This window comes from Roseicyclus persicicus, from assembly GCF_012395815.1.
Classification (GTDB): domain Bacteria; phylum Pseudomonadota; class Alphaproteobacteria; order Rhodobacterales; family Rhodobacteraceae; genus Roseicyclus; species Roseicyclus persicicus.
The window spans coordinates 484,416-504,615 of record NZ_JAAZQQ010000002.1 but is presented as its reverse complement, the minus strand read 5'-3'; the positions used below and the strand labels follow the sequence as shown (position 1 = coordinate 504,615).

Below are 20,200 nucleotides of genomic sequence, written 5' to 3'. Positions count from 1 at the left end.
ACCGGCAAGGCGCGCGCACCCCGCCCGGCACGAAAACGGCTATCCCGGCAGTGCCGATCCATGCCGCCTGCGCACGGGCGGATCGGGTTCGGCGACCGACTCGGGATCGCCTGGCCCCCCTTCATCGCGTCGCTGTTCCGATGATGGCGCCCCGGGTGTCGGGGCTATCGTCTTGACCTCGCAAGACCTTTCATCCCCGGCGCCTTCCGTCGGTTGATCCGCACCCGCCTCGCCGTCGCCGGCACCCTCGGCCTCGGCATCGGCCTCGGATTTGGTCTGCCGCGGCGACAGGAGCGACTTGAGCATCTCTGCCGCGCGTTCGGGGGATGGGGCAACGCCGTCGCCGGGCACCCCGCCGGGCGTGTTCCAATCCCAGGCGTAATCGACCGCCGGGTCGCGATGATCGCGGATGGCGGGCGTCAGCATCCACATGCGGCGCAGGGCGGCGTTCTTGAGCGCCCGCGGCACGCCCGCTCGCAGGAACGGACGGATGTCGCTGCCTTGAACAAGATCCTCGATCCTCGGCAGCGCTGCCAGTTCCTCGTCCGAGAGCGTCGGAGGATCGGCCTCGGCCTCGGCCACGCCCTCCGGCTCCGGGTCGGTCTCGGGACTGTCCGGGTCGGGCAGACTTTCGGGCTCCGGCTCCGGTTCCGGCCGGGCGGCGGTCCGCTTGATGCGAGACCAGCGACCCAGAAAACCCTCGGGTTCGTCCCCGCTCATGGGTCAGACCTCCGGCCCTTGCGATTCTCCCACTTGTCCTCGGGCTGAAGCACGCGGGGCGCGCGCGCCGCAATCGAATTGGGATCGGCTGGCAGGCGCTTGCGCTTCTTGAAGGGCATGTCGACGAAATGCCGGTCGGAAAAGGCCGCAACCGCGCGGGCGACCGGCTCGGGCATCGGCACCGCATCGACGATCAACTCTGGGTCCGAGGCCAGCCCCTCCCCCTCGTAGGGATCGACGGTGACCGCCATGACCTCGGCCCGCGCAGGGTCCGTGCCCCGCAGGGCGACCCAGACGGACGGACGCCCCGACATCAGGTTGTCGCGGTGATGTCCGGCATCCCCGGACCAGAGCACCATGTCGCGCCCCCCCAGATACCAGGTCTCGACCCCGCCCTCGGTGCCCAGACGCGTGCCGGGCGGCGTCGCGGGTTCGACCGGCAGGACCAGAAGCGGGCGCAATTCCCCGGTGCTCCACCGGGTCACGGGCGGGCGACGTTCCGCCACCACACCGATTCGGATGATCTCCCTTGGCATGTCATCCCCTCCGTTTCAGTGCAGATGCGGTTCGGCCAGCGGCAGGCCGGTCAACAGGTTCTGCGGCTTCATCCGCACCGCTCCGTCCTGCCCGAGCCCCAGCAACAGCCAGACCGGATGCCCCACCATGTCGGCCCGTAGGACCGACGGATCGGCGAATTCGAGGCGGAACACCCCGATCAGGCTGGCAGGCAGCGGCCGACCGTGCCAGAGCGCATCGCCGATGGCCGTGCCGTTCGGGTCAAGCCCAACGTACCAGCGCAGGTCCACGTCGTCGACACGGGTCTGCGGCGTGACGCTGACCGTCATGCCCAGCATATGGCCGATGAAGGCCGCAAGCGCCTCGGCCATGCCGCGCCGCGCCTCGGGGTCGCCGCCGAAATTGTAGATCATCGTATGGGCGTCCGACCGCGACCAGTAGGTCCATTCATTGCCGCCGCCCAGAACGTCGAGGCTGTCGATCCCGCCCGAGAACATCGCCATGAGCGGCGAGGCGTGCATGTCGGCCTCGAACAGCGCCACCAGCTCCTCGTCGGCCATCAGGACCATGCCGTCCTTCACATGGGCGCGCTGCGGCCGGAACAGGCATTCGGCGGCGCGCAGCACCTGCGGATCGCCGCAGCCGTCCAGCGCGTTGCGCAAGATCAGCTGCACCAGCTGCGACAGGAACACGACCGGCAGGCGCAGCCCCTCGCGCATGATCGCGGCGTAGCCGTCCTCGATCGTGCCCGCCTGCAGCAGACGGTCGCGCAGCGTCAGGAAGAATTGCCAGTTCTCGCGCGCATCCGGGTCCTTCATCGCGGCCAGTTCCAGCGCCGGCACCGCCGCGCGCGGATGATCCATCAGGCGGGCATGAACGGCGCGCTCGGTCGCGCAGGCCTCGGGCGGCGGCACGATTTCCGGGCGGGCAAGCCATGCCAGCAAAAGCTCGTCCGTCACCACCATCCGGCCTGCACGGTCCAGCCGCGCCAGATGATGCCCCGAGGCGACCCAGAATTCCGGCATCAGTCCTGCCCCCGCAATTGAAACAGATCGACGTGATCCTCGCTCTCTTCCTCGAAGAACTGAAACGCCCGGTCATGGCCCATCAGGTGCGACGCGGAAAACGCGGTTTCGTCACGCGGGCGCAGGGTGCGGAACTGCTCGCGGATCTCGCCATCCTCGCCATGCCTGCGATGCAGCGCGATGAGCGTGCCGATGCCGTGATCGGCGCACAGGCTTTCGGCGAGCGCCACCTCCTGTTCGGCGGCAGGGCGTGCAATGTCGCGCGACGGTGCGCCCAGCTGCGCCACCAGTTGATCCGCCAGCGCCTCGACCATCGCGGCGCGTTCGTCGGGGCGGGCCTCCTGCACGGTCACAAGCGTCGAATGGCCGAAACTGTCCACGCCCAGAAACCCCGAGCGAAAGGCGATGGCCTCCTTCCGGGTAAGGCTGTCGGGCGCACGCCCCCAGAACAGGAAGGTGCCCGGCACCGCCCATTCGCCCGGTTCGGCGGCATGGGCGAAGATGTGGCGGTCCGACGGGTCAAGCCGGATCGTGCGCGGCAGGCGTGTCACAGCTTGGGCCCTGTCTCGTCACGCCATGCCTGCAAGGCCAGGGCCTCGCGCAGCGGCGGCATCCGGCGCCCGCCGCCGGACGGCGTGATTTCCAGCATCCGATCCCCCTCGATCCGGCGCACCCCGCGCAGCAGCGGCGGATCGACCCGCATCAGGAACCGGTTCGACACGGCGGCAAAGCCTTCATGCGCCCAGCGGTCGAAATAGAGCATCATGTAGGAGGCGAAGGTCGACACGATATCCTCGGCCGGATCGAACCCCTCCTCTTGCAGCGACGTGCTGTCCGGGTAGGCGCCCGGCTCGGCGATGTGGTCGCGGTCGGCGATCAGTTCGGCGGCAAAGACCATCCAGTCCGGCACGCCATCCTCGGCGGTGCCGGGCGCAATGGCGAAACGACCGCCTCCGATGCGCGCGCCGTCGAACAGAACCTCGTCAGGCCAGTTCAGCCTGACGGGCCGGTCGGGCGGGCAATGCGCGGCCAGCGCATCGCCCAGCGCCGTCATGCCCAAGAGAAAGGCAAGCTGCGCCTCGACCAGTGCCTGTTCGGGTTCCAGAACCACCGCAAAGGCCAAGAGACCGGGCGACTGGTGCAGCACCAGCGTCCCCGCCCCTTCGCTGGGCGCAAGCGCCACCCCCTCGGCCAGCACATCGCGCCCTAGGGTGCGATGCAGCGTGAACGGCGGCGGCAGAACCACCTTCGGCGCGGCAAGACGATCCTCCCCGACCAGCGTCATCCGATTTTCCCTCCCGAGACCGCTACCCATCCCACGCGGTTCAGATTACACCCGATGTCAGATAGTCCAGCCGAAAGCCCGACGAAAGCCCCATGCACGACCGGAACGACGCCCGCCTGATCTGCACCTGCGAAGGGACCATGACCCTCGACGCCGACACGTTGAGGGCCACCGGCAAACTGTCCAGCCAGCTTTGTCGCGCCCAGCTCGACAATTTCCGGCAGGCGCTTGGCAGCTTTGCCTCGGTCACCGTGGCCTGCACGCAGGAAGCCCCGCTGTTCTCCGAAGTGGCCGAGGATGCGGAATATGCCGGCACGCTCCGCTTCGCCAATATCCGCGAAACCGCGGGCTGGTCGGACGAAGGGGCCAAGGCCGCACCCAAGATGGCAGCCCTTCTGGCCATGGCGGAAACGAAGGAGTCGTCCTTCGAGACGGTCAGCCTCGAAAGCAAGGGGATCGCCCTGGTTCTGGGCCGGGACGAGGTCGCGATCGAGGCCGCGCGTCACTTGTCGGATGTTCTGGACCTGACCGTGCTGCTTTTGCCCGGCGCCGATGTGGCGCCGCCCCGCCGGACAACCTGGCCGGTGCTTCAGGGCCGTATCGCGCGGGCCAAGGGGCACATGGGTGCCTTCGAACTGACCGTCGATGCCTACGCGGCCCCTGCCCCGTCCTCCCGCGCAAGGCTCGATTTCGGCCCGGCGCGCAATGGCGCGGTGTCCCGCTGCGATCTGGTGCTGGACCTGACGGGTGGCCAGCCCCTGTTCCACCACACGCGCCCGGGCTATCTGCGCGCCGATCCGCGCGACCCCGCGGCGGTCGCCGCCCTCGTGGCCGAGGCGGGCCAGATGGTCGGCATCTTCGACAAGCCCAAATACATCGATTTCGAGGCCGGACTTTGCGCCCACTCGCGCAACACCAAGACCGGCTGCACCCGCTGCCTCGACCTGTGTCCCACCGGCGCGATCCAGCCCGCGGGCGACAGCGTGGCCATCGACCCCGCGATCTGCGCGGGATGCGGGCAATGCGCGGCGGCTTGCCCGACCGGGGCGGCCTCCTACGCGCTGCCCGCCGTGGGCAGCCTGGCCGACCGCCTGCGTGCGGGCCTTTCGGCGTGGGTGGATGCGGGCGGGCGCAATGCCCCCGTGATCCTGTTCCACGACGACGCGCACGGCGCGCCCTTGATCGATGCGACGGCCCGGTTCGGGCGCGGCCTTCCCGCCCATGTCATCCCGGTTCAGGTCAACGAACCCAGCCAGATCGGCCCCGAGATCATGGCCGCGGCCCTGGCCTGGGGGGCGGGCGGCGTGCGCGTTCTGGCCAAGGATCGCCCGGCCCATCCGCTCGATGGGCTGGCCACGACGCTCGACCTGATGGCCGCCATCTGCGAGGCGACCGGCCACCCCGCCGATGCCTGTGCGCTGATCCAGACCGATGACCCCGACGCGCTCGAAACCGCGCTTCGGCATCCGGCCCGGCCACTGCGGCCCGCGCGCTCGTCCTTCCTGCCGCCCGAGGACAAGCGCGGGCTGTTGACCCTGGCGATGGAGGAGCTGAACCGCACCGCGCCCCGCCCCGCCCAGCGGATCGACCTGCCCAACGGCGCGCCCTTCGGCACCGTGACCCTCAACCTCGACAGCTGCACGCTGTGCCTTGCCTGCGTCGGGGCCTGCCCCACGGGGGCGCTTGGCGACAACCCCGACAAGCCGATGCTGCGCTTCACCGAAAGCGCCTGCGTGCAATGCGGAATCTGCGAGGTGACCTGCCCCGAACAGGCCATTTCCATCACGCCGCAGATGGATTTCGCCGCCTGGGCCAACCCCAAGCGCATCCTCAAGGAAGAAGAACCCTTCTGCTGCACCTCCTGCGGCAAGGGCTTCGGCACCGGTTCGTCCATCCGCCGGGTGATGGAGCGGCTGGAGGGTCACTGGATGTTCAGCGGCGAGGACGGGGCGGCGCGCAAACGCCTGCTGACCATGTGCGACGATTGCCGCACGAAGGAGGTCGTGATCGCAGGCTTCGACCCGCACGAGGGGCCGACCGCGTAACGGGCGGCGCTTCGGGCTAGACGGCCAGCGCCGCAGGCGGACCGGCCAGCGCCGCAACGCACCAGCCGACCGCCGCCTCGGCATCGGGCGCGATCTCGACCGCGAGCCCCTCGGCAAAGGCAAGGAAGGCAGGCAGGTTCCCCTGCGACACCGTGGTCAGGACCGGCCTGCCCTCCAGCAGCGCGCGACCGATCACCTCGCGGAACCCGCCGCCTTCGGCTTCCTGCTTGCCGAACTTGTTGATCAGCAGAACGCCCGCCCGACCCTCGTCCAGCACGGTTTCGACGCGATGAACCGCGTCGGCCAGACCGCGCGGGTCCAACCGGCAGCCGCGCGCATGGCGCCCCCGATCCTCCGAGATGCGCAACACGTCATCCCGACCCAGGATGTGCAGATCCATGTGGCAATGCCGCTCGGGATCATGTTCGACGTTGAGCTGCACCGCCCCCGCAACGGCGATACCCCTTGCCGCAAGCCCTTCGGCCACGGCGATCATCAGCCGGTCGCCCGCGCCGCGCCCTGTCGAGATCATGTAACCCAGCATGGGCCGGTGCCTCCACCCCGCGCAAACCTGCCGCGTCGGCGAGGTCGCGTGCGTGCTTAGGCAAGCGCCCGACGGATTGTCAACAATCCCGCCCCTCAGCGCGGATCGAACCCCAGCGCGTGCAGCTCGTCCCTGCTTTGGGCCAGGGCCGCCTCGAACGCCTCCAGCGCGGCGGCATCGCGCGGGTCCTGCCAGACGGCGAAGTCGTAATGCTCCTCGGCCACGGGCAGAAAACCCAGACCCAGCGCCTCCGCGGCCGGCCGGATCGCCACGCCCCAATCCGCCCGGCCCTGCGCGACGGCGGCGGCGACCGCATTGTGCGAATTGGGCTGGTTCCAGTAGCCCTGCGGCCGCGCGCCCGCCAGCAGCCGGTCGATCAGCACGCGGGTGCCCGCGCCCTGATTGCGGTTGACCATGATCGCCTCGGGATCGGCGAGCAGGGCGGCCAGCGCCTCCGCCACGCCCTTCCCCGCGAGCCGGGCATCGCCCGCGCGAAAGACGAGGCCCTGCATCCGCCGCCAGCCGGGGATCAGCCGCATTCCATCGGCCAGGTAAGGCGTGTTGAAGCTGTCGGTGGCGGGATCGAACAGGTGGATCGGGGCGATGTCGCATTCCCGCCGCGCCAGCGCGGCCAACCCGCCCTGCGATCCGGTGGCCAGGATGCGGGCCGTCATCCCCTGCCCGGCCAGCCGCCCGACGACCGCATCCAGCCCAACGCAATGGCTGCCGATCACCGCCAGCCGGGGCGCGGCGACACCGACGCCGAACAGCGTGACCTCGGCCCGCGTGCCGGCGGCGAGGCTGTCGACCAGGGCGGGCACCGTCAGGAACCCGTCGGCCTGCGCGAAGGCCGTGACCGCGCCCGATCCCTTGCCGACCGGATGGGCCACCGCCCCCTCCGGCCCCTCGGTCAGCGCAACCATCGCGAATTCCGTCCGCCCCAGTTCCGAGCCAAGGCGCAGGGGCAGCACCGCCTCGATCCGGGCCGCGCCCCGTGGCGGCAGCCCCGCCATGATCCGAAGCACGGGGGCAACCATCTCGTGCAGGGTGAACATCGCGGATGTCGGAAACCCCGGCAGAACCGCGACCGGCTTGCCGTCGCACACCGCAAGGCAGAGCGGCTTTCCGGGCTTGAGCGCCACGCCATGCGCCACGATCCCCGGCGCGCCCAGACCGGCGATGACCCTTGTCGTCAGATCGCCCGCACCCTTGGACGTGCCGCCCGACAGGATCAGCGCATCATGGGCGGCAAAGGCCGCGCGGACCGCTTCGGTCAGCTGCGCCTCGTCATCGGGGATGGCCCCCAGATGCACCGCCTCGCAGCCATTCTCGGCCAGCGCCGCGGCGATCACCGGGCCGTTCGAATCGTACACCCCGGCCGGGCGCAGCGGATCGCCGGGCCGGACCAGCTCGTCGCCCGTGGACAGGACCGCGACCCGCGGCTTGCGCCAGACCGGCGCGCGGTCAAGCCCCACGGCGGCCAGCATCGCCACCTCGCGGGCCCCGATCACGACGCCCCGGCGCAGAAGCGTCTGACCGCGCGCGATGTCGGACCCGGCAAAGCCGATGAAACTGCCCGGTGCCACGGCGCGGGCGACCGCGATCCCGTCGCCCTCCGGCTCGGTATGCTCGATCATCACCACGGCATCGGCCCCGCGGGGGATGGGCCCGCCCGTGGCGATGGGCGTGGCGGTGCCGGGGGCGACGGGCAGCGCGGGCGCGGTGCCGCAATGGATCACCTCCGGGTTCAGGCGCAACCGCACCGGCTCCGCCTCCGAGGCCTCGAACAGGTCGGCGGCGCGCAGGGCGAAGCCGTCGACCACCGCCCGGTCGAAGGGCGGGGCATCGACCGGGGCCGCGATGTCGCGCGCCAGCACCCGCCCGAGCAGCGCCTCGAGCGCAACCTCCTCTGCCCCCAACGGCCGCGGGCCAAGCGCGGCCATGAAGGCCGCCTCGGCGTCATCGCGGGACAGGACCTGCAGGAACTGCTCCTGCTGATGCCCCGCAAGACCTGGCGCGTTCGGTGCAGACATCGTGGTCACCCGGGGGGAAAGGACAGGGAAAACGCCGCGAGCATCGCGCCCGCGGGCAGGCCCTCGCTGCCGGGGGGCAGGATGGCAAAGGCATCGGCGGCGGCAAGAGCCGCAAGCGTCACACTGCCCGCCGGGCCGGGACCCCAGCCGTCGCCCGAGCGCCGCAACAGGACCAGGTCGGACAGGCCGAGGCCCGAGGCGACCTTGCGCGTCAGCGCGCGGGTCTCGGGGGAACGGGTCGCCCCGGTCAGCGCGTCGAGCGCGGGACGGCCCAGCGCAAGGCAGGCCGCGACCATGCCGTCGAACCGGCGCGGCACCGACAGGATCAGCGCCGCCCCCTCCCGCGCAAGCCACGCCGTGTCACCGGGCGCAAGGGCAAGGCGCGGCGCCTGATCCGAGGACGGGCGCAGCACCATGTCCGCCGCATCCGGCGCGACCGGATCGCCGAACACCCCCAGGAGCGCACGGGCAAGCCCCGCCTGCGCCGGATCGGGCAGATCGACCGCGACCCGCGCGCGGCGCAGGCCGCACTCGCCGATCCCCGCCAGCTGCCCGACACGGCACAGCCGGTCGGACAGGATCGTGCCCATCGGCGCAAGGACCACCCCCGCCCGCCCGTCGTGACCCGCGCGGCGCATGCCCTCACCCGGCGCGATCGGCCGGACCGCGGCAACGCCTGTCGGGATCGGCTCGACCCCGTCGGGCGGCAGAACGGCATCCGTTCCGGGCGGCATGGGATCGCCGGGCAGAACCGGGACCGCCGCACCCAAGGGGATGGGCAGGCCCGCGCTCGCCCCGGTCAGATCCAGCGCCGTCACGGCAAAGCCCGCCCGCAGCGCTTCGGCCACGGGCGGGGTATCGCGCGGAAAACCCAGATCTTCGGCCAATACACCGCCCCGTGCGACAGCCAGCGGCACGCGCTCGGGCGCGACGGGGACCACGCCCGCCAGCGCCTGCGCGAGGCAATCGTCAAGGGGAACAAGGCTGCTCATCCCGCATGACTTAGGCCCCCGCGCCGGCAAAGGCCAGTGCGCCGCCCTACTGCGCCGAGGGGAAGAACAGCTGTTCGCCCCCGACCTCGAAGCTGGCGATGGCGGCCTGACCTTCGGGCGAGGTGATCCAGTCGATGAACGCCTGCCCCAGATCGGCCTTCACATGGGGGTGACGTTCGGGATTGACCAGGATGATGCCATAGGGGTTGAACAGCACCGGATCGCCCTCGGACACGATCTCGAGCGGGCCACGGTTGGCGAATGACAGCCAGGTGCCCCGGTCGGTCAGCGCATAGGCGGGCACCTGCGCCGCGGTGTTCAGCGTGGCGCCCATGCCCGAACCGGTCGACAGATACCAATCCCCCGCAGGCGCGATCCCGGCGGCGGCCCACAGACCCTGTTCGGCCACATGGGTGCCGCTGTCATCCCCGCGCGACGCAAAGGATGCCCCGGCCCCGGCAATCGCGGCCATGGCGCCGGCGGCGCTGTCGGTCGCGCGCACGCCGGCGGGGTCGTCGGACGGTCCGACAATGACGAAATCATTGTACATCACGTCGAAGCGCTGCACCCCGTAGCCTTCGGCGACAAAGGCCTCTTCCTGCGCGCGGGCATGGACGAAAACCACATCCGCATCGCCGCGCCGCCCGGTCTCCAGCGCCTGGCCGGTGCCTTGCGACACGACGCGGACCTCGATCCCGGTCTCGGCCTCGAAGATGGGCAGGATGTGCCCGAAAAGCCCCGAATTCTCGGTCGAGGTCGTCGAGGCGACGGTGATGAACTCCTGTGCGGCCGCAGGCAGCGCCGCCAGCATTGCGAGGCTGGATGCAAGACCCAGAAGGGCCGAACGCCGTGTCGGCGTCATGGTAGATCACTCCCGTTGTTTACCAGATCAGATCGCCCGCAAGAAAGGCGCGGGCCTCGGTGGTCTTCGGCCCCGCGAAGAAGGCCGCGGCAGGTCCCTGTTCGATCAACCGGCCGCGATGCAGAAAGGCCACGTCCTCGGCCAGGCGACGCGCCTGCCCGAGGTTGTGCGTGGTGAGCACGATGGTGATGCCCTCGGCCGAGAAGCTTTCGATCATCTCCTCGATGATCCGCGTGGCCGACGGGTCGAGCGCCGATGTCGGCTCGTCCAGAAACAGGACCTCGGGCCGCATCGCCCAGGCCCGCGCCAGCGCCAGCCGCTGCTGTTCGCCGCCCGACAAGAGCCGCGCGGGCCGCTCGGCCATCGCGCCCAGCCCGAAGCGGTCGAGCGTGCGCGCGACCATGGCGCGCCGGTCGGACCGGGACAGGCCGCGCAGGGCCAGCGGATAGTCGATGTTGGCCGCCACCGTGCGGCGCAGCAGGACCGGGCGCTGGAACACCATGGCCTGTGCCTCGGGCCGGGGCGATCCATCAGCCCAGAAAAACCGGCCCGATGTCGGCGCGATCGACCCGTGGCACAGCCGCAGGAGCAGGCTCTTGCCCGCGCCATTCGCGCCGAGGACAACCAGCCGCCGTCCCGGTTCGACCGTCAACGACACATCCGACAGCAGAGGTTTGACCCCCACGGCATACCCCACCCCCTCGAGCCGGAGCGGCAGGATCGACGGAACGAAGGCGCGCACATGGGTCATCCCAACCGCCCCCGCGCCCATTGTCCGGCCCCCCAGGCGGCCGCGTTCAGCGTCAGGGTCAGCGTGAGCAGGATGATCCCCAGCGCCACCGCAAGGCCGAGGTTGCCGCGGTTGGTTTCCAGCGTGATCGCGGTCGTCATGGTGCGGGTATGGCCCGCGATATTGCCGCCCACGACCAGAACCGCGCCCACTTCGGCACTGGCCCGACCAAAGCCCGCCAGAACCCCGGTCAGAAGGCTGACCCGGCCGTCCCACAAGAGCGTGGGCACCGCACGCAGCCGCCCGGCGCCAAGGCTCTGCAACTGCTCGCGGTATTCGGCCCAGATGTCTTCGACCACCGACCGCGTCAGCGACACCACGATGGGCAGGATCAGCACGACCTGCGCAAGGATCATCGCCTCGGGCGTGAAGAGCAGGCCCAGATCGCCCAGGGGCCCCGTGCGAGACAGCATCAGGTAGACGATCAGGCCCGCGACCACGGGGGGCAGACCCATCAGCGCGTTGAACACGATGATGACGGGCCCCCGACCGGGAAACCGCGCCAAGGCCAGCGCCGCCCCGAGCGGCAGACCGATCAGGCAGGCGATCAGCACCGCCGTCAGCGTCACGCGCAGCGACAGGCCGATGATCTGCATCAGCACCGGATCGGCGGCCAGAAGCAGGCCGAAAGCGGTCGCGAACGGCCCTTCCACAGGCACTCCTCCCCAAGACCCGCTGGAAATTAGGATCAAACTGCAATATCGTTCAACAACGTAATTTTTGCACGGAAGTGCATGGAAATGCAGAACGTGACCCCCTCTCTCTCGGTGATCACCGAGGCGTCGTCCCTCATGACAACCGGCGAAGTCGCGACCTACCTGCGCCTGCGGGAGCGCACGATCTACGAGATGGTGTCCCGCCAGACGATTCCCTTCACCCGGGCCACGGGAAAGATCCTCTTTCCGCGCCGGCTCATCGACGCCTGGCTCGAGGCGCAGACCGAACTGCCCGATGCGGGCATCGCCCCGGCCCCGCCGATCTATGCCGGATCGAACGATCCCCTGCTGGAATGGGCGCTGCGCCAATCGGGCAGCGGCCTGGCGGTGCTGGCGCGCGGCTCGGCGCAGGGGCTCGACGATCTGGCGGCGGGTCGCGCGGTCATGTCCGGGCTGCACCTGATCGATCCCCAGAGCGGGGCATGGAACATCGCGGCGGTGCACGCGCATCTGCCCGGATCGCGCCACGTCCTGATCCACTGGGCGCGCCGGACCCAGGGTCTGTTGCTGGCGACGGGCAATCCCAAGGGCGTCACGGGGCTGGCCGATGCCGTGGCGCGCGGCCTGCGCTTCGCGCTCCGGTCCGAGGGGGCGGGGTCGCAACGCCTGCTCGAGGTGCTGCTCGCCCGCGAGGGTCTTTCGCACGCCGATCTCGTGACCGCCGGTCAAGCCGTCGACACCCATACCGATCTGGCGGCCCTGATCGACACCGGGCAGGCCGATTGCGGCCTCGGGCTTCAGGCTGCGGCGGGTGCGCTGCATTTCCTTCCGCTGATCTCGGACGAAAGCTTCGATCTGGTGATGACCCGACGCGCCTATTTCGATCCGCCGGTCCAGAAGCTCCTGGCTTTCGCAAGGACCGAAACCTTTGCCTCGCGCGCCGCCCATCTGGGGGGCTACGACCTGAGCGGTCTCGGCACCGTGGTCTGGAACGGCTGAGCACCGGTTCAGCGCCGGCCGCCCCGCCCTCAGGCGCGTTCCGAATGGCTGAGGCGGCAACCATCATGCCGAGCAGTCTGCCGGGCTCTGGGGCAGGAGACTGTCTGGCGTCGGCGCATGACCCGACCCAGCCCCTTCAAGTGGTTCAAGACGCGCCCCGAAATCATTCGCCGCGCGGTGATGATGCATGTCCGGTGCCCGCTGTCGCTGCGCAATGTCGCGGACCTGCTGCACGAGCGCGGCGTCGAGATCAGCCACCAGACGGTGCGGGTCTCCCGACCCGGCCGCGGCCAGGTCCCTTGATCCCAGATGGTCGGGCGGGATCCGGCCTTATTCGTCAAGGCTGCGAGGGACGGTCCTCAGATCGGAAGCCAGATGCCGCGCCCGGTCGATGTGTACGGTTCCGTCTGGCGTTCTGCCCAGCGGAAGGTTCAGGCCCCGTCTGATGGCATCGGGCACGGATTCCCGGTGCCTGTTGTCCACGAAGAAGAACGTCGCGTGAGGATCTTCCTTGACCGACAGTATGTCGGCGATCCACTGGTCCGACATCCGGACACGGTCGATCTGACGGTCACCCAGGAAATCGGTATCGTGCTCTTCCCGGACATAACCGAAGCCGTCGTCCAGAATGTATTGCCGGTAGCCGTTGCGACGGCTGGTCAGCTGCTCCTGCCGGCGTTTCGAGAAAACGACGTAAAGGCCGGTCATTGCTCCACTTCCATCTGGCAGGGGCATTCGCGTGGAACGCCGCCCGGCTGTCAATATCGGAACCGAGCCTGTGGACGCTCGCCTGGCCACGCCAACTTCGCTCCATGCCATTCCCGGCAACGAGGACGCGCCGATGGGATGATCGGCGACGGCCGCGCGGCCCCGGACAGGGCGTTGAAGCGGGCGCGGGCGTCGGCGTGCAGGATCCCCCGCCGCGGGGCCGGATAGCCGCGGGGTGGAGATCGTCGTCACCCCCAGCTGACGGACCGCTGCGGACAGGCCGGGCCAATCCCGCGCCCGTCCTTCTCCTGTCGGTGGGTTTCCGCCGGTCGGCGGGAAAGATGGCGGGCCACCAACCTGCATCAGTCCGGGCCATGCAGGTCCCCGCCATGGTTTCGTCAGACGGCACACCATCCCGCCGTCGATCCTGTGTTCACGCGGCGACGCCAGCGACCCGGTCCTGTGACCGGGGCGTCCGGCCAGTCTGGCCGAGGGGCCGCTGCCCCGTGAACCGCACCGAAAGGACCTGTCCCATGGACAACAAGACCCCTTCCACCACCACGGCCGACAAGATGAAGACGGTCAAGGCGGCGTGGAATGCCGCGCCCGCGGGCCCCAAGAAGGACGCGGCGCTGAAGCATTTCCGCGCGGCCGAGAAGGCGCAGGCCGCCCACAACGACGCGGAGTGCAACCGCGCGCTTGAGGCGGCGCGGCACGCGCTCGTCTGACCACGGCCACCGCCGGACGTGTTTCCCCCGGGCAAGACGGCCCGGGGGGAGCGCCGTCAGGCCCCGGGCGCGGGCAGGAACGGCCGGCCCTGATCCAGATACTCCGGATCGAACGCGGCCAGTTGCTTCAGCCGGGCGATGTCGTCGAAGCTGACGCGCCCCTTCTGGAAGGTCATCAGCCCCTCTTCCCGCAGGTGGCGCAGCACGCGGTTCACATGCACGGCGCTCAGGCCCAGCACATCGGCGAGGTGGTATTGCGTCAGCGGGCAGTCGAAGCCCGTGGCATCCCCGACCCCCACCAGCCGCAGCCGCGCGCCGAGCTCCAGCATGAAATGCGCCATCCGTTCGTCGGCGGAACGGCGGCCGAGATTGACGAGATGCTCCACCACCATCGCCTCGTCGCGCGAGGCAGCCCAGAGCACCGCCGTGGCCAGCCGCGGCGCCTGCGCGAAGCTGTCGAGGATGTCGGAGGCCAGCACCTCGGAGGCCTCGATCCGCGTCACGGCCTCGGCGCTGTGATCCGAGGTGCGGAACAGGATGCTGCGCAAGCCGATGAAATCGCCGGGGACCTGGAAATCGACGATCTGGCGTTCCCCGTCGGGAAGCATCTTGTAGGAACAGGCCCAGCCCTTTGCCAGGACGAAGGCCGACCCGTGGCTCTGTCCCTCGTGGACCAGCTCGTGGCCTAGCCTGAAGCTCCGCCGGCGCTTGTGAAACCGCGCCAGGATGTCGAGGTCACCGGGCGAAAGGGCCACGTAGGCCGAGAGTTTTCTGGTCAACGGACTGAGGAGGGTCAGCATCACCAGGTCCCTCTGCTGATCGAGCGGGTGCGCATTAGCCCAGCCGTACCTGCCGGAAATGGGCGGCATCCTGCTCTATGTCAGTTCATCATAATCGACATTGAATATCGTTGCGACACATTCGGATCCGGCCAGGCCGTTTCGCCCCGCCCCCAACAGAAAGCGCCGATCATGCCCGTGCCCACCGACATCGCCGGACTAGCCGCGCTGTCCATCTGTGAGTCGCTGCTTCTGGCGCTGAACGATCGCAACATCCTGCCCGAGAAGGAGATCGTCGGCATCCTGCAGGACGCGGCCGCCGCGCATAACGCCGCGCCGGGCCGCGACCAGGCCGATATGCACAAGGCCGTGGCCGCACTGATCAACGGGATCCTCGCGGGGGGTAATTCCGTGCGCCGACGCTGACCCGTTGGGCCCCGAAGGGCGCAGGTCCCGAACAGGACAAGAGAAACCCCGCCGCCCGAGGTACGAGGCGGCGGGGCCGTTCCGGCGGCGAGATCAACCCTTGCGCGGGGCGTCCTTCGCCGTGCCGAACGTCTTGCGAAACTGGGCGTTGGGGGTGCTGGCCTTGCCCTCGGCCTCGCGCGCCTTGTAGGCGCTCGGGGTCTTGGCCGCCTTGGTCCCCGTGCCCTTCTTCTTGGCCGGTTTTTCCATCATGGGTGATCCTTTGTTGATGGTGGTCTTGCGCCTGCGTCACAGCTTGCGCAGGGCGTCCTTGGCCTTGCCGTAGGCCTTCTGGATGGTGCCTTCGGCCTGCTCGACCTTGCCTTCCGCCTCGAGCGAGGTGTCGCCGGTGATCTTGCCGAGGCTTTCCTTGGCACTGCCCGTGGCTTGCTTGGCGGTGCCCTTGACGCGGTCCTTGTCCATGGTCCGAGATCCTTTTCGGTAGGAACTGGGGGCGACCGGCTGCCGGAATGGCGATCAGCCGCGACGTCGCACGCCCTGCCGAAGATGATCGCCGGTCCGGGGGGACACGGCGCTAACCTGCGTCAGCCGGCTGGACGACCATCGCCAACCCGGCCCTGCCACCGGTCCAAAGCGGCCTCGAGATGCCCGAGCCGGGTTTCACCACCGTGTGCGGATGTCATTCCCGGGCCCTCATCCCTCCGACCCGGACGACCCCAACACCAGGGTCTGCACAAGGAAAAGGATCAGCAGAAGCAGCGCGATGAGCGGACCCGTCCCGCCCAGCCGCCCGCGCACCCTGTCGACGAGGTCTGCGCCCTCGCGCCCTGTGTCATCGCGGGGCAGCAGGCTCAAGAGCCGCTGCAGGATCGCGCCCTGTTCGGCCGAAAGACCCGGCACGTCACGGAACCGGGACAGGCGATCGCCAAGCCGCGCCTCCGCGCCGCCACGCGGCAGGCCGGACAGCGCGGCCGCCTCGTCCCATGGGTCGAGACCCAGCCGCGCAAGCGCGGACAGGACGCTGACGGCGTTGCCACGCCGGTCATCGCCAAGCGTGGCATAGAGAAACCCGTCAAAGGGCGTGACGCCCCCGCGCAGGAAATCCATTCTGGACATGGTGGTCATCCTTTCGCCGGATGCCCGGGCCCAAACCGGGCCGCGGCGCCGCGTTGATCGTGGTGGAGCAAGGGGGCAAGCCGTGCCCGCCGCCCATGGCTACCCGATCTGACCGCCCGGGCGGCTGATGCAGATCAGCGGCAGGGCCTTCACCGGCCACTAACCCCGATCAGCGTCGCCCGGCCGGTGGCGGCCTAGGGTGCAGCACGGCCCGGTGGCGAAGATGCCAAGCCGGTGCCGCGCACGGAAAAGGACGCTGGCCATGCCCCTCATCAATCTTGTCGTCACGCTGATCGTCGTCGGTGTGCTGCTGTGGCTCATCAACACCTACATCCCGATGGACTCGAAGATAAAATCCATCCTGAACGTCGTGATCGTGATCGCCGTCGTCCTGTGGCTGCTGAGTGCGTTCGGCATGCTGGGCGGGATGCGCGGCATGACCGTTGGCGGCTGAAGCGCGGGACGTTCAGGCCGCCGCGCACCAGACAGCGGCATCTATCCCGTCGGCTCTTCGGCGATCCTGACCGACGGGCGCGCCGGGAACCGGTTCGTCCTGCGCCTCTCCTCCCGGTTGTTTCGGGGGGCTGCGCCACCGCACGGCCTGTTCACGCGCCGACAGCGGCCCGGTCACTTGGCCCGGTGCCCTCGCAGTCCGGGTGGGCGCGGATTGAGGACATCGGGTTCGGCCATCGCGGGTCCGTCCGTGGCTTGCAGGAACGGCGATCATCCCTGTTTCGCGCCGGCTGTGCGCGGGTCGACCCTGCGGCCCCTACACAGGTCTGTGCCGGCGACTGCTACAGGCTGTTCCGACCGACGCGGCCCTCGGGACTAACCTGTGTCAGCGCGCGTCGCACGGTCCTCGGCTACAAGGGGAGACATCGTTCGACTGACCAGGCCCGGCATCCGAGGCGCATTCAGCAATGACGGACGACGGATCTGCCTGCATCACGGAGACCAGAGATGACCCTGCGGTCGACAAGATCGACGGTGACCTTTTCGAACGCGTTCACCCTGTCGGGATACCCGGGCGATTTGCCCGCCGGCGACTACGAGGTCCTCGTCGAGGAGGAGCTTCTCCAGGGACTGAGCTTCGAGGCCTACAGACGGACAGCAACCTACCTGACCGTGCGCGGACGGGGCAGCCGTGCGGGACGCACCGAGTTGCGCGCGATTTCCGACAGGGACCTGGAAAAGGCGCTGCGCCGGGACCAGGCCGCGACCGAGAGGAACGATCACGGCGATGCGGCGCTTTCCCCGCAGGAGGACAGATCATGAACCGGCCCGGATGGCTCAAACCCGGCATCTACGGCGCGCTGTTCGGCGCGGCGTTCGTCGGTGTCGCGGGGTTCACATGGGGCGGCTGGGTCACCGGCGGCACCGCGACCGAGAGGGCGATGGCGATGTCCCGGCACGATGTCGTCGCCTCCATGGTCCCGGTGTGCCTCCAGATGGCACGGTCAGATCCGGCACGGGCGGACAAGCTGGCCGCGATACGGGCAGCCCCGACCTACCAGCGGCGCGATGCGCTCATGACCGCCGGCTGGGCGACCATGCCCGGAACCGACGCCCCGGACCGCGACCTCGCACAGGCCTGCCTGGCAGCCCTCGATGTCGATGGATCGACGGAGCCTGCGGAAAGCGGAGTGCAAGAAGGATGACCCCCGTCATGGCAATCACGTCACCCGAGACGACCGATCTCGAACGGCGGGTTCTGGCCCATGAACAGGTGCTGCAGGCGCTGATCGCCTTCATGGCCCGGACGGAGCCGCGCTTCATCGATCACCTGAAAGCACGGTTCGTCGAACCGATGGACATGGCCCGCCACGAACAGGACTACCGCGGAACCGACGACTACGCGGAGGAATTCATTCGCGCCGTGATGCTCCTCGGAGAATTGCGTGCGCCCACAGCGAAGGAGCCGGACATGACCGACAGGAAGCCCATGCCGACGACCACCAGGGGGGACCAGGCGCCCACCGTGAACCGGACAGCGCCGCGAGGCGAGGTGCAGGTCCGCGAAAGAAACGGGATCTGGGAAGTGCAGGTCGATGGCAGGTTCCACGGTGACTATCACCAGAAGGAACACGCGCTGGCGGCTGCGGCGCTGGTCAAGCTGTCAAGCCGATGACCGCCAGCACACATCCGACAGCCCCGCGGGACTTTGCGATCGAGGTGGCCGAGAACGAAGGGATGCCATCGAGGTCGATTGCCACGGGCCGCCCGCCAAAGCCCGCGCCCACGCGACGGTTGACCGGAACGCTCACGCTTGGGCCGTCGATGGCGCGCGCGGCCGCCGGCGGGCTCTGGTCCGCCAGCGAACAAGCGGCGATGAGACATCACAAGGAACCAGCACGACGCGCCCCCGCGCGGCTGATCGCAAGGGTCGCCGTCGTGGCCGGGGTGATCGCGTCCTTCGCCTTCCCGGTCCTTGCGCAGGATGGCACCGGCCCGATCCCGGAGAATGCCCAGCCGCGCGGCCATGGTGGCGGCTGGGTCTGCGACCTGGGTTTCCGGCAGGAGGGCGCCGACTGCCTCGCCCTGCACATGCCTGCGCATTCCCATCCAACGGGGCGCTCCTACGGCACGGGGTGGGAATGCGACCGGGGCTATGTGGAGACGAACGGGGCGTCCTGCGATCCCATCCCAGTGCCCGAAAACGCCTTTCTCCGGTCGTCCGGCCATGAATGGCAATGCGACCGCGGCTACCTGCGGGATCGCGACGCATGTGTGCCGATCCTCCTGCCCGAGCACGCCTATCTGACGGACGACCCCGCGGGGACAGGATGGACCTGCGATCGCGGCTATGCCGCCCTTGAGGGAACATGCCTGCCGATTGCCGTGCCGGCGAACGCATACCTGACCAACGCAAGCTTTGGTCCCGTCTGGGCCTGCGAAAGAGGCTTCGTCAGGAACGACGACCGGTGCGACGCCATACCCCTGCCGGCGAACGCGTTTCTCGACCCGATCTCCCACGAACCGGGCTGGCGCTGCGAGCGGGGGTACGAGCCGCTGAACGGCGCCTGCGCCGCCCTGGTTCTGCCGGCGAACGCCCATCTCGACCGGTCCGGCAACCGGTGGACCTGCGACCGCGGCTTCCGGCTCTCCGACGGGGTGTGCAGCCTTGCACGGTGATGGGGATGCATCGCACCCTGGCGCGTCCGGGATGCGCGTCAGCATAGGGTGCCGTTTGCGATACAGCTTCCCGCAGCCGACGCCGCTGATCGCCCTGCTGAACGTGCACTACTCGCGGTTTGGCGACCTGGAGCGCCCCGACCATCTGGTGACGTCGCCAAGCGTGCCGCTCGAAAGCTACCGCGATGGCTTTGGCAACTGGTGCACGCGCCTGGTGGCTCCGGCGGGCGACTTCTGCCTGTCGACGGATGGCATCATCCGCGACACGGGCCAGCCCGACCCCGTGTCACCGGGCGCGCAGCAGCACGCGGTGCAGGATCTGCCATCCGACACGCTCGTGTTCCTGCAAGGGAGCCGATACTGCGACACCGACCTTCTTTCGCAGGATGCGTGGCGGCTATTCCAGACCACCGAACCCGGATGGTCCCGCGTTCAGGCGATCTGCGATTTCGTGCACCAGCATGTCCGTTTCGACTACATGCAGGCGAAGGCGACGCGAACCGCCTCGCAGACCCTGGCCGAGCGCCAGGGTGTCTGCCGCGACTTCGCCCATCTCGCCATCGCCCTGTGCCGCTGCATGAACATCCCGGCCCGCTACTGCACCGGATACCTGAGCGACATCGGCGACCCTCTTCCTCACCCGCCCGGGGATTTCGCGGCGTGGATGGAGGTCTTTCTTGCCGGTGAATGGCACGTGTTCGACCCGCGCAACAACAAGCCGCGGATCGCCAGGATCCTGATCGCGCGCGGGCGCGATGCCGCCGATGTGCCTCTGACCCAGACATTCGGTGAAAACACGTTGACCGGGTTTCAGGTCTGGACGGACGACCTGCCGTGATCCGGC

26 protein-coding genes and 1 pseudogene are annotated in these 20,200 nt (G+C 69.3%); 11 read left to right on the top strand and 16 right to left on the bottom strand.

Annotation, left to right across the window (positions count from 1 at the left end; translation table 11 throughout):
• Positions 1-39: 39 nt before the first annotated feature.
• Genes HCU73_RS07810 through HCU73_RS07790 form a run of 5 tightly spaced genes read right to left on the bottom strand, consistent with a single transcriptional unit; the run spans position 40 to position 3,546 of the window.
• Positions 40-720: a DUF3306 domain-containing protein gene (locus HCU73_RS07810; protein WP_168622857.1), complete on the bottom strand. Its 681-nt coding sequence runs from the start codon at positions 718-720 to the stop codon at positions 40-42.
• Positions 717-1,256, bottom strand: a complete 540-nt coding sequence (locus HCU73_RS07805) for a DUF3305 domain-containing protein (RefSeq protein WP_168622856.1) — start codon at positions 1,254-1,256, stop codon at positions 717-719. The genes HCU73_RS07810 and HCU73_RS07805 overlap by 4 nt, the downstream gene beginning before the upstream one ends.
• A 15-nt stretch (positions 1,257-1,271) precedes the next feature.
• Complete coding sequence (locus HCU73_RS07800; protein WP_168622855.1) at positions 1,272-2,261, bottom strand: DUF6352 family protein; 990 nt, start codon at positions 2,259-2,261, stop codon at positions 1,272-1,274.
• Complete coding sequence (locus HCU73_RS07795; RefSeq protein ID WP_168622854.1) at positions 2,261-2,812, bottom strand: DUF6505 family protein; 552 nt, start codon at positions 2,810-2,812, stop codon at positions 2,261-2,263. The genes HCU73_RS07800 and HCU73_RS07795 overlap by 1 nt, the downstream gene beginning before the upstream one ends.
• Positions 2,809-3,546, bottom strand: a complete 738-nt coding sequence (locus tag HCU73_RS07790) for a biotin/lipoate--protein ligase family protein (RefSeq protein ID WP_168622853.1) — start codon at positions 3,544-3,546, stop codon at positions 2,809-2,811. Before HCU73_RS07790 ends, HCU73_RS07795 begins: the two co-directional genes overlap by 4 nt.
• Before the next feature lie 92 nt (positions 3,547-3,638).
• Here HCU73_RS07790 and HCU73_RS07785 point away from each other — a divergent pair, with 92 nt between their 5' ends.
• Entirely contained in the window at positions 3,639-5,591 is a 1,953-nt protein-coding gene (locus HCU73_RS07785; protein ID WP_168622852.1) for a 4Fe-4S binding protein, read from the top strand.
• A 16-nt stretch (positions 5,592-5,607) separates the two neighbouring features.
• Here HCU73_RS07785 and HCU73_RS07780 read toward each other — a convergent pair whose 3' ends face one another.
• From HCU73_RS07780 to HCU73_RS07755, 6 genes are all read right to left on the bottom strand, one after another.
• Positions 5,608-6,135, bottom strand: a complete 528-nt coding sequence (locus HCU73_RS07780) for a DUF2478 domain-containing protein (RefSeq protein ID WP_168622851.1) — start codon at positions 6,133-6,135, stop codon at positions 5,608-5,610.
• 95 nt (positions 6,136-6,230) lie between these two features.
• Positions 6,231-8,168 carry a molybdopterin biosynthesis protein gene (locus tag HCU73_RS07775; protein WP_168622850.1) on the bottom strand — a complete coding sequence of 646 codons (1,938 nt, stop codon included), beginning with the start codon at positions 8,166-8,168 and terminating at the stop codon, positions 6,231-6,233.
• Positions 8,169-8,173: 5 nt separating this feature from the next.
• Positions 8,174-9,160: a MoeA family protein gene (locus tag HCU73_RS07770; protein WP_168622849.1), complete on the bottom strand. Its 987-nt coding sequence runs from the start codon at positions 9,158-9,160 to the stop codon at positions 8,174-8,176.
• Positions 9,161-9,206: 46 nt separating this feature from the next.
• Positions 9,207-10,022, bottom strand: coding sequence for an ABC transporter substrate-binding protein (locus HCU73_RS07765; protein ID WP_210730532.1), 816 nt, complete (start codon positions 10,020-10,022; stop codon positions 9,207-9,209).
• A gap of 19 nt (positions 10,023-10,041) precedes the next feature.
• Positions 10,042-10,773 (bottom strand): ATP-binding cassette domain-containing protein, encoded by a 732-nt coding sequence (locus HCU73_RS07760; protein ID WP_239025479.1) that lies wholly within the window; start codon positions 10,771-10,773, stop codon positions 10,042-10,044.
• On the bottom strand, positions 10,770-11,465 hold the full coding sequence (locus HCU73_RS07755) for an ABC transporter permease (RefSeq protein ID WP_338052027.1): 696 nt from the start codon (positions 11,463-11,465) through the stop codon (positions 10,770-10,772). Before HCU73_RS07755 ends, HCU73_RS07760 begins: the two co-directional genes overlap by 4 nt.
• 87 nt (positions 11,466-11,552) lie before the next feature.
• On the opposite strand from HCU73_RS07755, the gene HCU73_RS07750 reads away from it, so the two are divergent.
• Positions 11,553-12,467 (top strand): helix-turn-helix transcriptional regulator, encoded by a 915-nt coding sequence (locus tag HCU73_RS07750; RefSeq protein WP_168622848.1) that lies wholly within the window; start codon positions 11,553-11,555, stop codon positions 12,465-12,467.
• 117 nt (positions 12,468-12,584) lie between these two features.
• Positions 12,585-12,737: pseudogene (locus HCU73_RS07745) on the top strand (IS6 family transposase); the annotation flags it as partial.
• A gap of 60 nt (positions 12,738-12,797) precedes the next feature.
• Here the strand turns inward: HCU73_RS07745 and HCU73_RS07740 are convergent.
• Positions 12,798-13,175: a hypothetical protein gene (locus tag HCU73_RS07740; RefSeq protein WP_168622847.1), complete on the bottom strand. Its 378-nt coding sequence runs from the start codon at positions 13,173-13,175 to the stop codon at positions 12,798-12,800.
• A 533-nt stretch (positions 13,176-13,708) separates the two neighbouring features.
• On the opposite strand from HCU73_RS07740, the gene HCU73_RS07735 reads away from it, so the two are divergent.
• A complete protein-coding gene (locus HCU73_RS07735) occupies positions 13,709-13,903 on the top strand; it encodes a hypothetical protein (protein ID WP_168622846.1) in 195 nt (64 codons plus the stop codon).
• Between the two features lie 56 nt (positions 13,904-13,959).
• Here HCU73_RS07735 and HCU73_RS07730 read toward each other — a convergent pair whose 3' ends face one another.
• Complete coding sequence (locus HCU73_RS07730; protein ID WP_168622845.1) at positions 13,960-14,703, bottom strand: Crp/Fnr family transcriptional regulator; 744 nt, start codon at positions 14,701-14,703, stop codon at positions 13,960-13,962.
• Between the two features lie 171 nt (positions 14,704-14,874).
• Between HCU73_RS07730 and HCU73_RS07725 the strand changes: the two genes are divergently transcribed.
• The gene (locus tag HCU73_RS07725) at positions 14,875-15,108 is read left to right on the top strand and encodes a hypothetical protein (protein WP_210730530.1); all 234 of its coding nucleotides are present in this window, start codon (positions 14,875-14,877) and stop codon (positions 15,106-15,108) included.
• 93 nt (positions 15,109-15,201) lie between these two features.
• Here the strand turns inward: HCU73_RS07725 and HCU73_RS07720 are convergent, their stop codons facing one another.
• From HCU73_RS07720 to HCU73_RS07710, 3 genes are all read right to left on the bottom strand, one after another.
• Positions 15,202-15,357 carry a hypothetical protein gene (locus HCU73_RS07720; RefSeq protein ID WP_168622844.1) on the bottom strand — a complete coding sequence of 52 codons (156 nt, stop codon included), beginning with the start codon at positions 15,355-15,357 and terminating at the stop codon, positions 15,202-15,204.
• A 39-nt stretch (positions 15,358-15,396) separates the two neighbouring features.
• Positions 15,397-15,570 (bottom strand): CsbD family protein, encoded by a 174-nt coding sequence (locus tag HCU73_RS07715; RefSeq protein WP_168622843.1) that lies wholly within the window; start codon positions 15,568-15,570, stop codon positions 15,397-15,399.
• 231 nt (positions 15,571-15,801) lie between these two features.
• Positions 15,802-16,233 carry a hypothetical protein gene (locus tag HCU73_RS07710; RefSeq protein ID WP_210730529.1) on the bottom strand — a complete coding sequence of 144 codons (432 nt, stop codon included), beginning with the start codon at positions 16,231-16,233 and terminating at the stop codon, positions 15,802-15,804.
• Positions 16,234-16,486: 253 nt separating this feature from the next.
• Between HCU73_RS07710 and HCU73_RS07705 the strand changes: the two genes are divergently transcribed.
• The 6 genes from HCU73_RS07705 (at position 16,487) to HCU73_RS07680 (ending at position 20,194) form a co-directional block, all read left to right on the top strand.
• Positions 16,487-16,678: a Thivi_2564 family membrane protein gene (locus HCU73_RS07705; protein WP_168622841.1), complete on the top strand. Its 192-nt coding sequence runs from the start codon at positions 16,487-16,489 to the stop codon at positions 16,676-16,678.
• A 506-nt stretch (positions 16,679-17,184) separates the two neighbouring features.
• A complete protein-coding gene (locus tag HCU73_RS07700; protein WP_168622840.1) occupies positions 17,185-17,499 on the top strand; it encodes a hypothetical protein in 315 nt (104 codons plus the stop codon).
• Positions 17,496-17,882 carry a hypothetical protein gene (locus tag HCU73_RS07695; RefSeq protein ID WP_168622839.1) on the top strand — a complete coding sequence of 129 codons (387 nt, stop codon included), beginning with the start codon at positions 17,496-17,498 and terminating at the stop codon, positions 17,880-17,882. The genes HCU73_RS07700 and HCU73_RS07695 overlap by 4 nt, the downstream gene beginning before the upstream one ends.
• 8 nt (positions 17,883-17,890) lie before the next feature.
• A complete protein-coding gene (locus tag HCU73_RS07690) occupies positions 17,891-18,352 on the top strand; it encodes a hypothetical protein (protein WP_168623251.1) in 462 nt (153 codons plus the stop codon).
• Positions 18,349-19,356 carry a hypothetical protein gene (locus tag HCU73_RS07685; RefSeq protein ID WP_168622838.1) on the top strand — a complete coding sequence of 336 codons (1,008 nt, stop codon included), beginning with the start codon at positions 18,349-18,351 and terminating at the stop codon, positions 19,354-19,356. The genes HCU73_RS07690 and HCU73_RS07685 overlap by 4 nt, the downstream gene beginning before the upstream one ends.
• 31 nt (positions 19,357-19,387) lie before the next feature.
• On the top strand, positions 19,388-20,194 hold the full coding sequence (locus HCU73_RS07680) for a transglutaminase-like domain-containing protein (RefSeq protein WP_168622837.1): 807 nt from the start codon (positions 19,388-19,390) through the stop codon (positions 20,192-20,194).
• Positions 20,195-20,200: the final 6 nt, after the last annotated feature.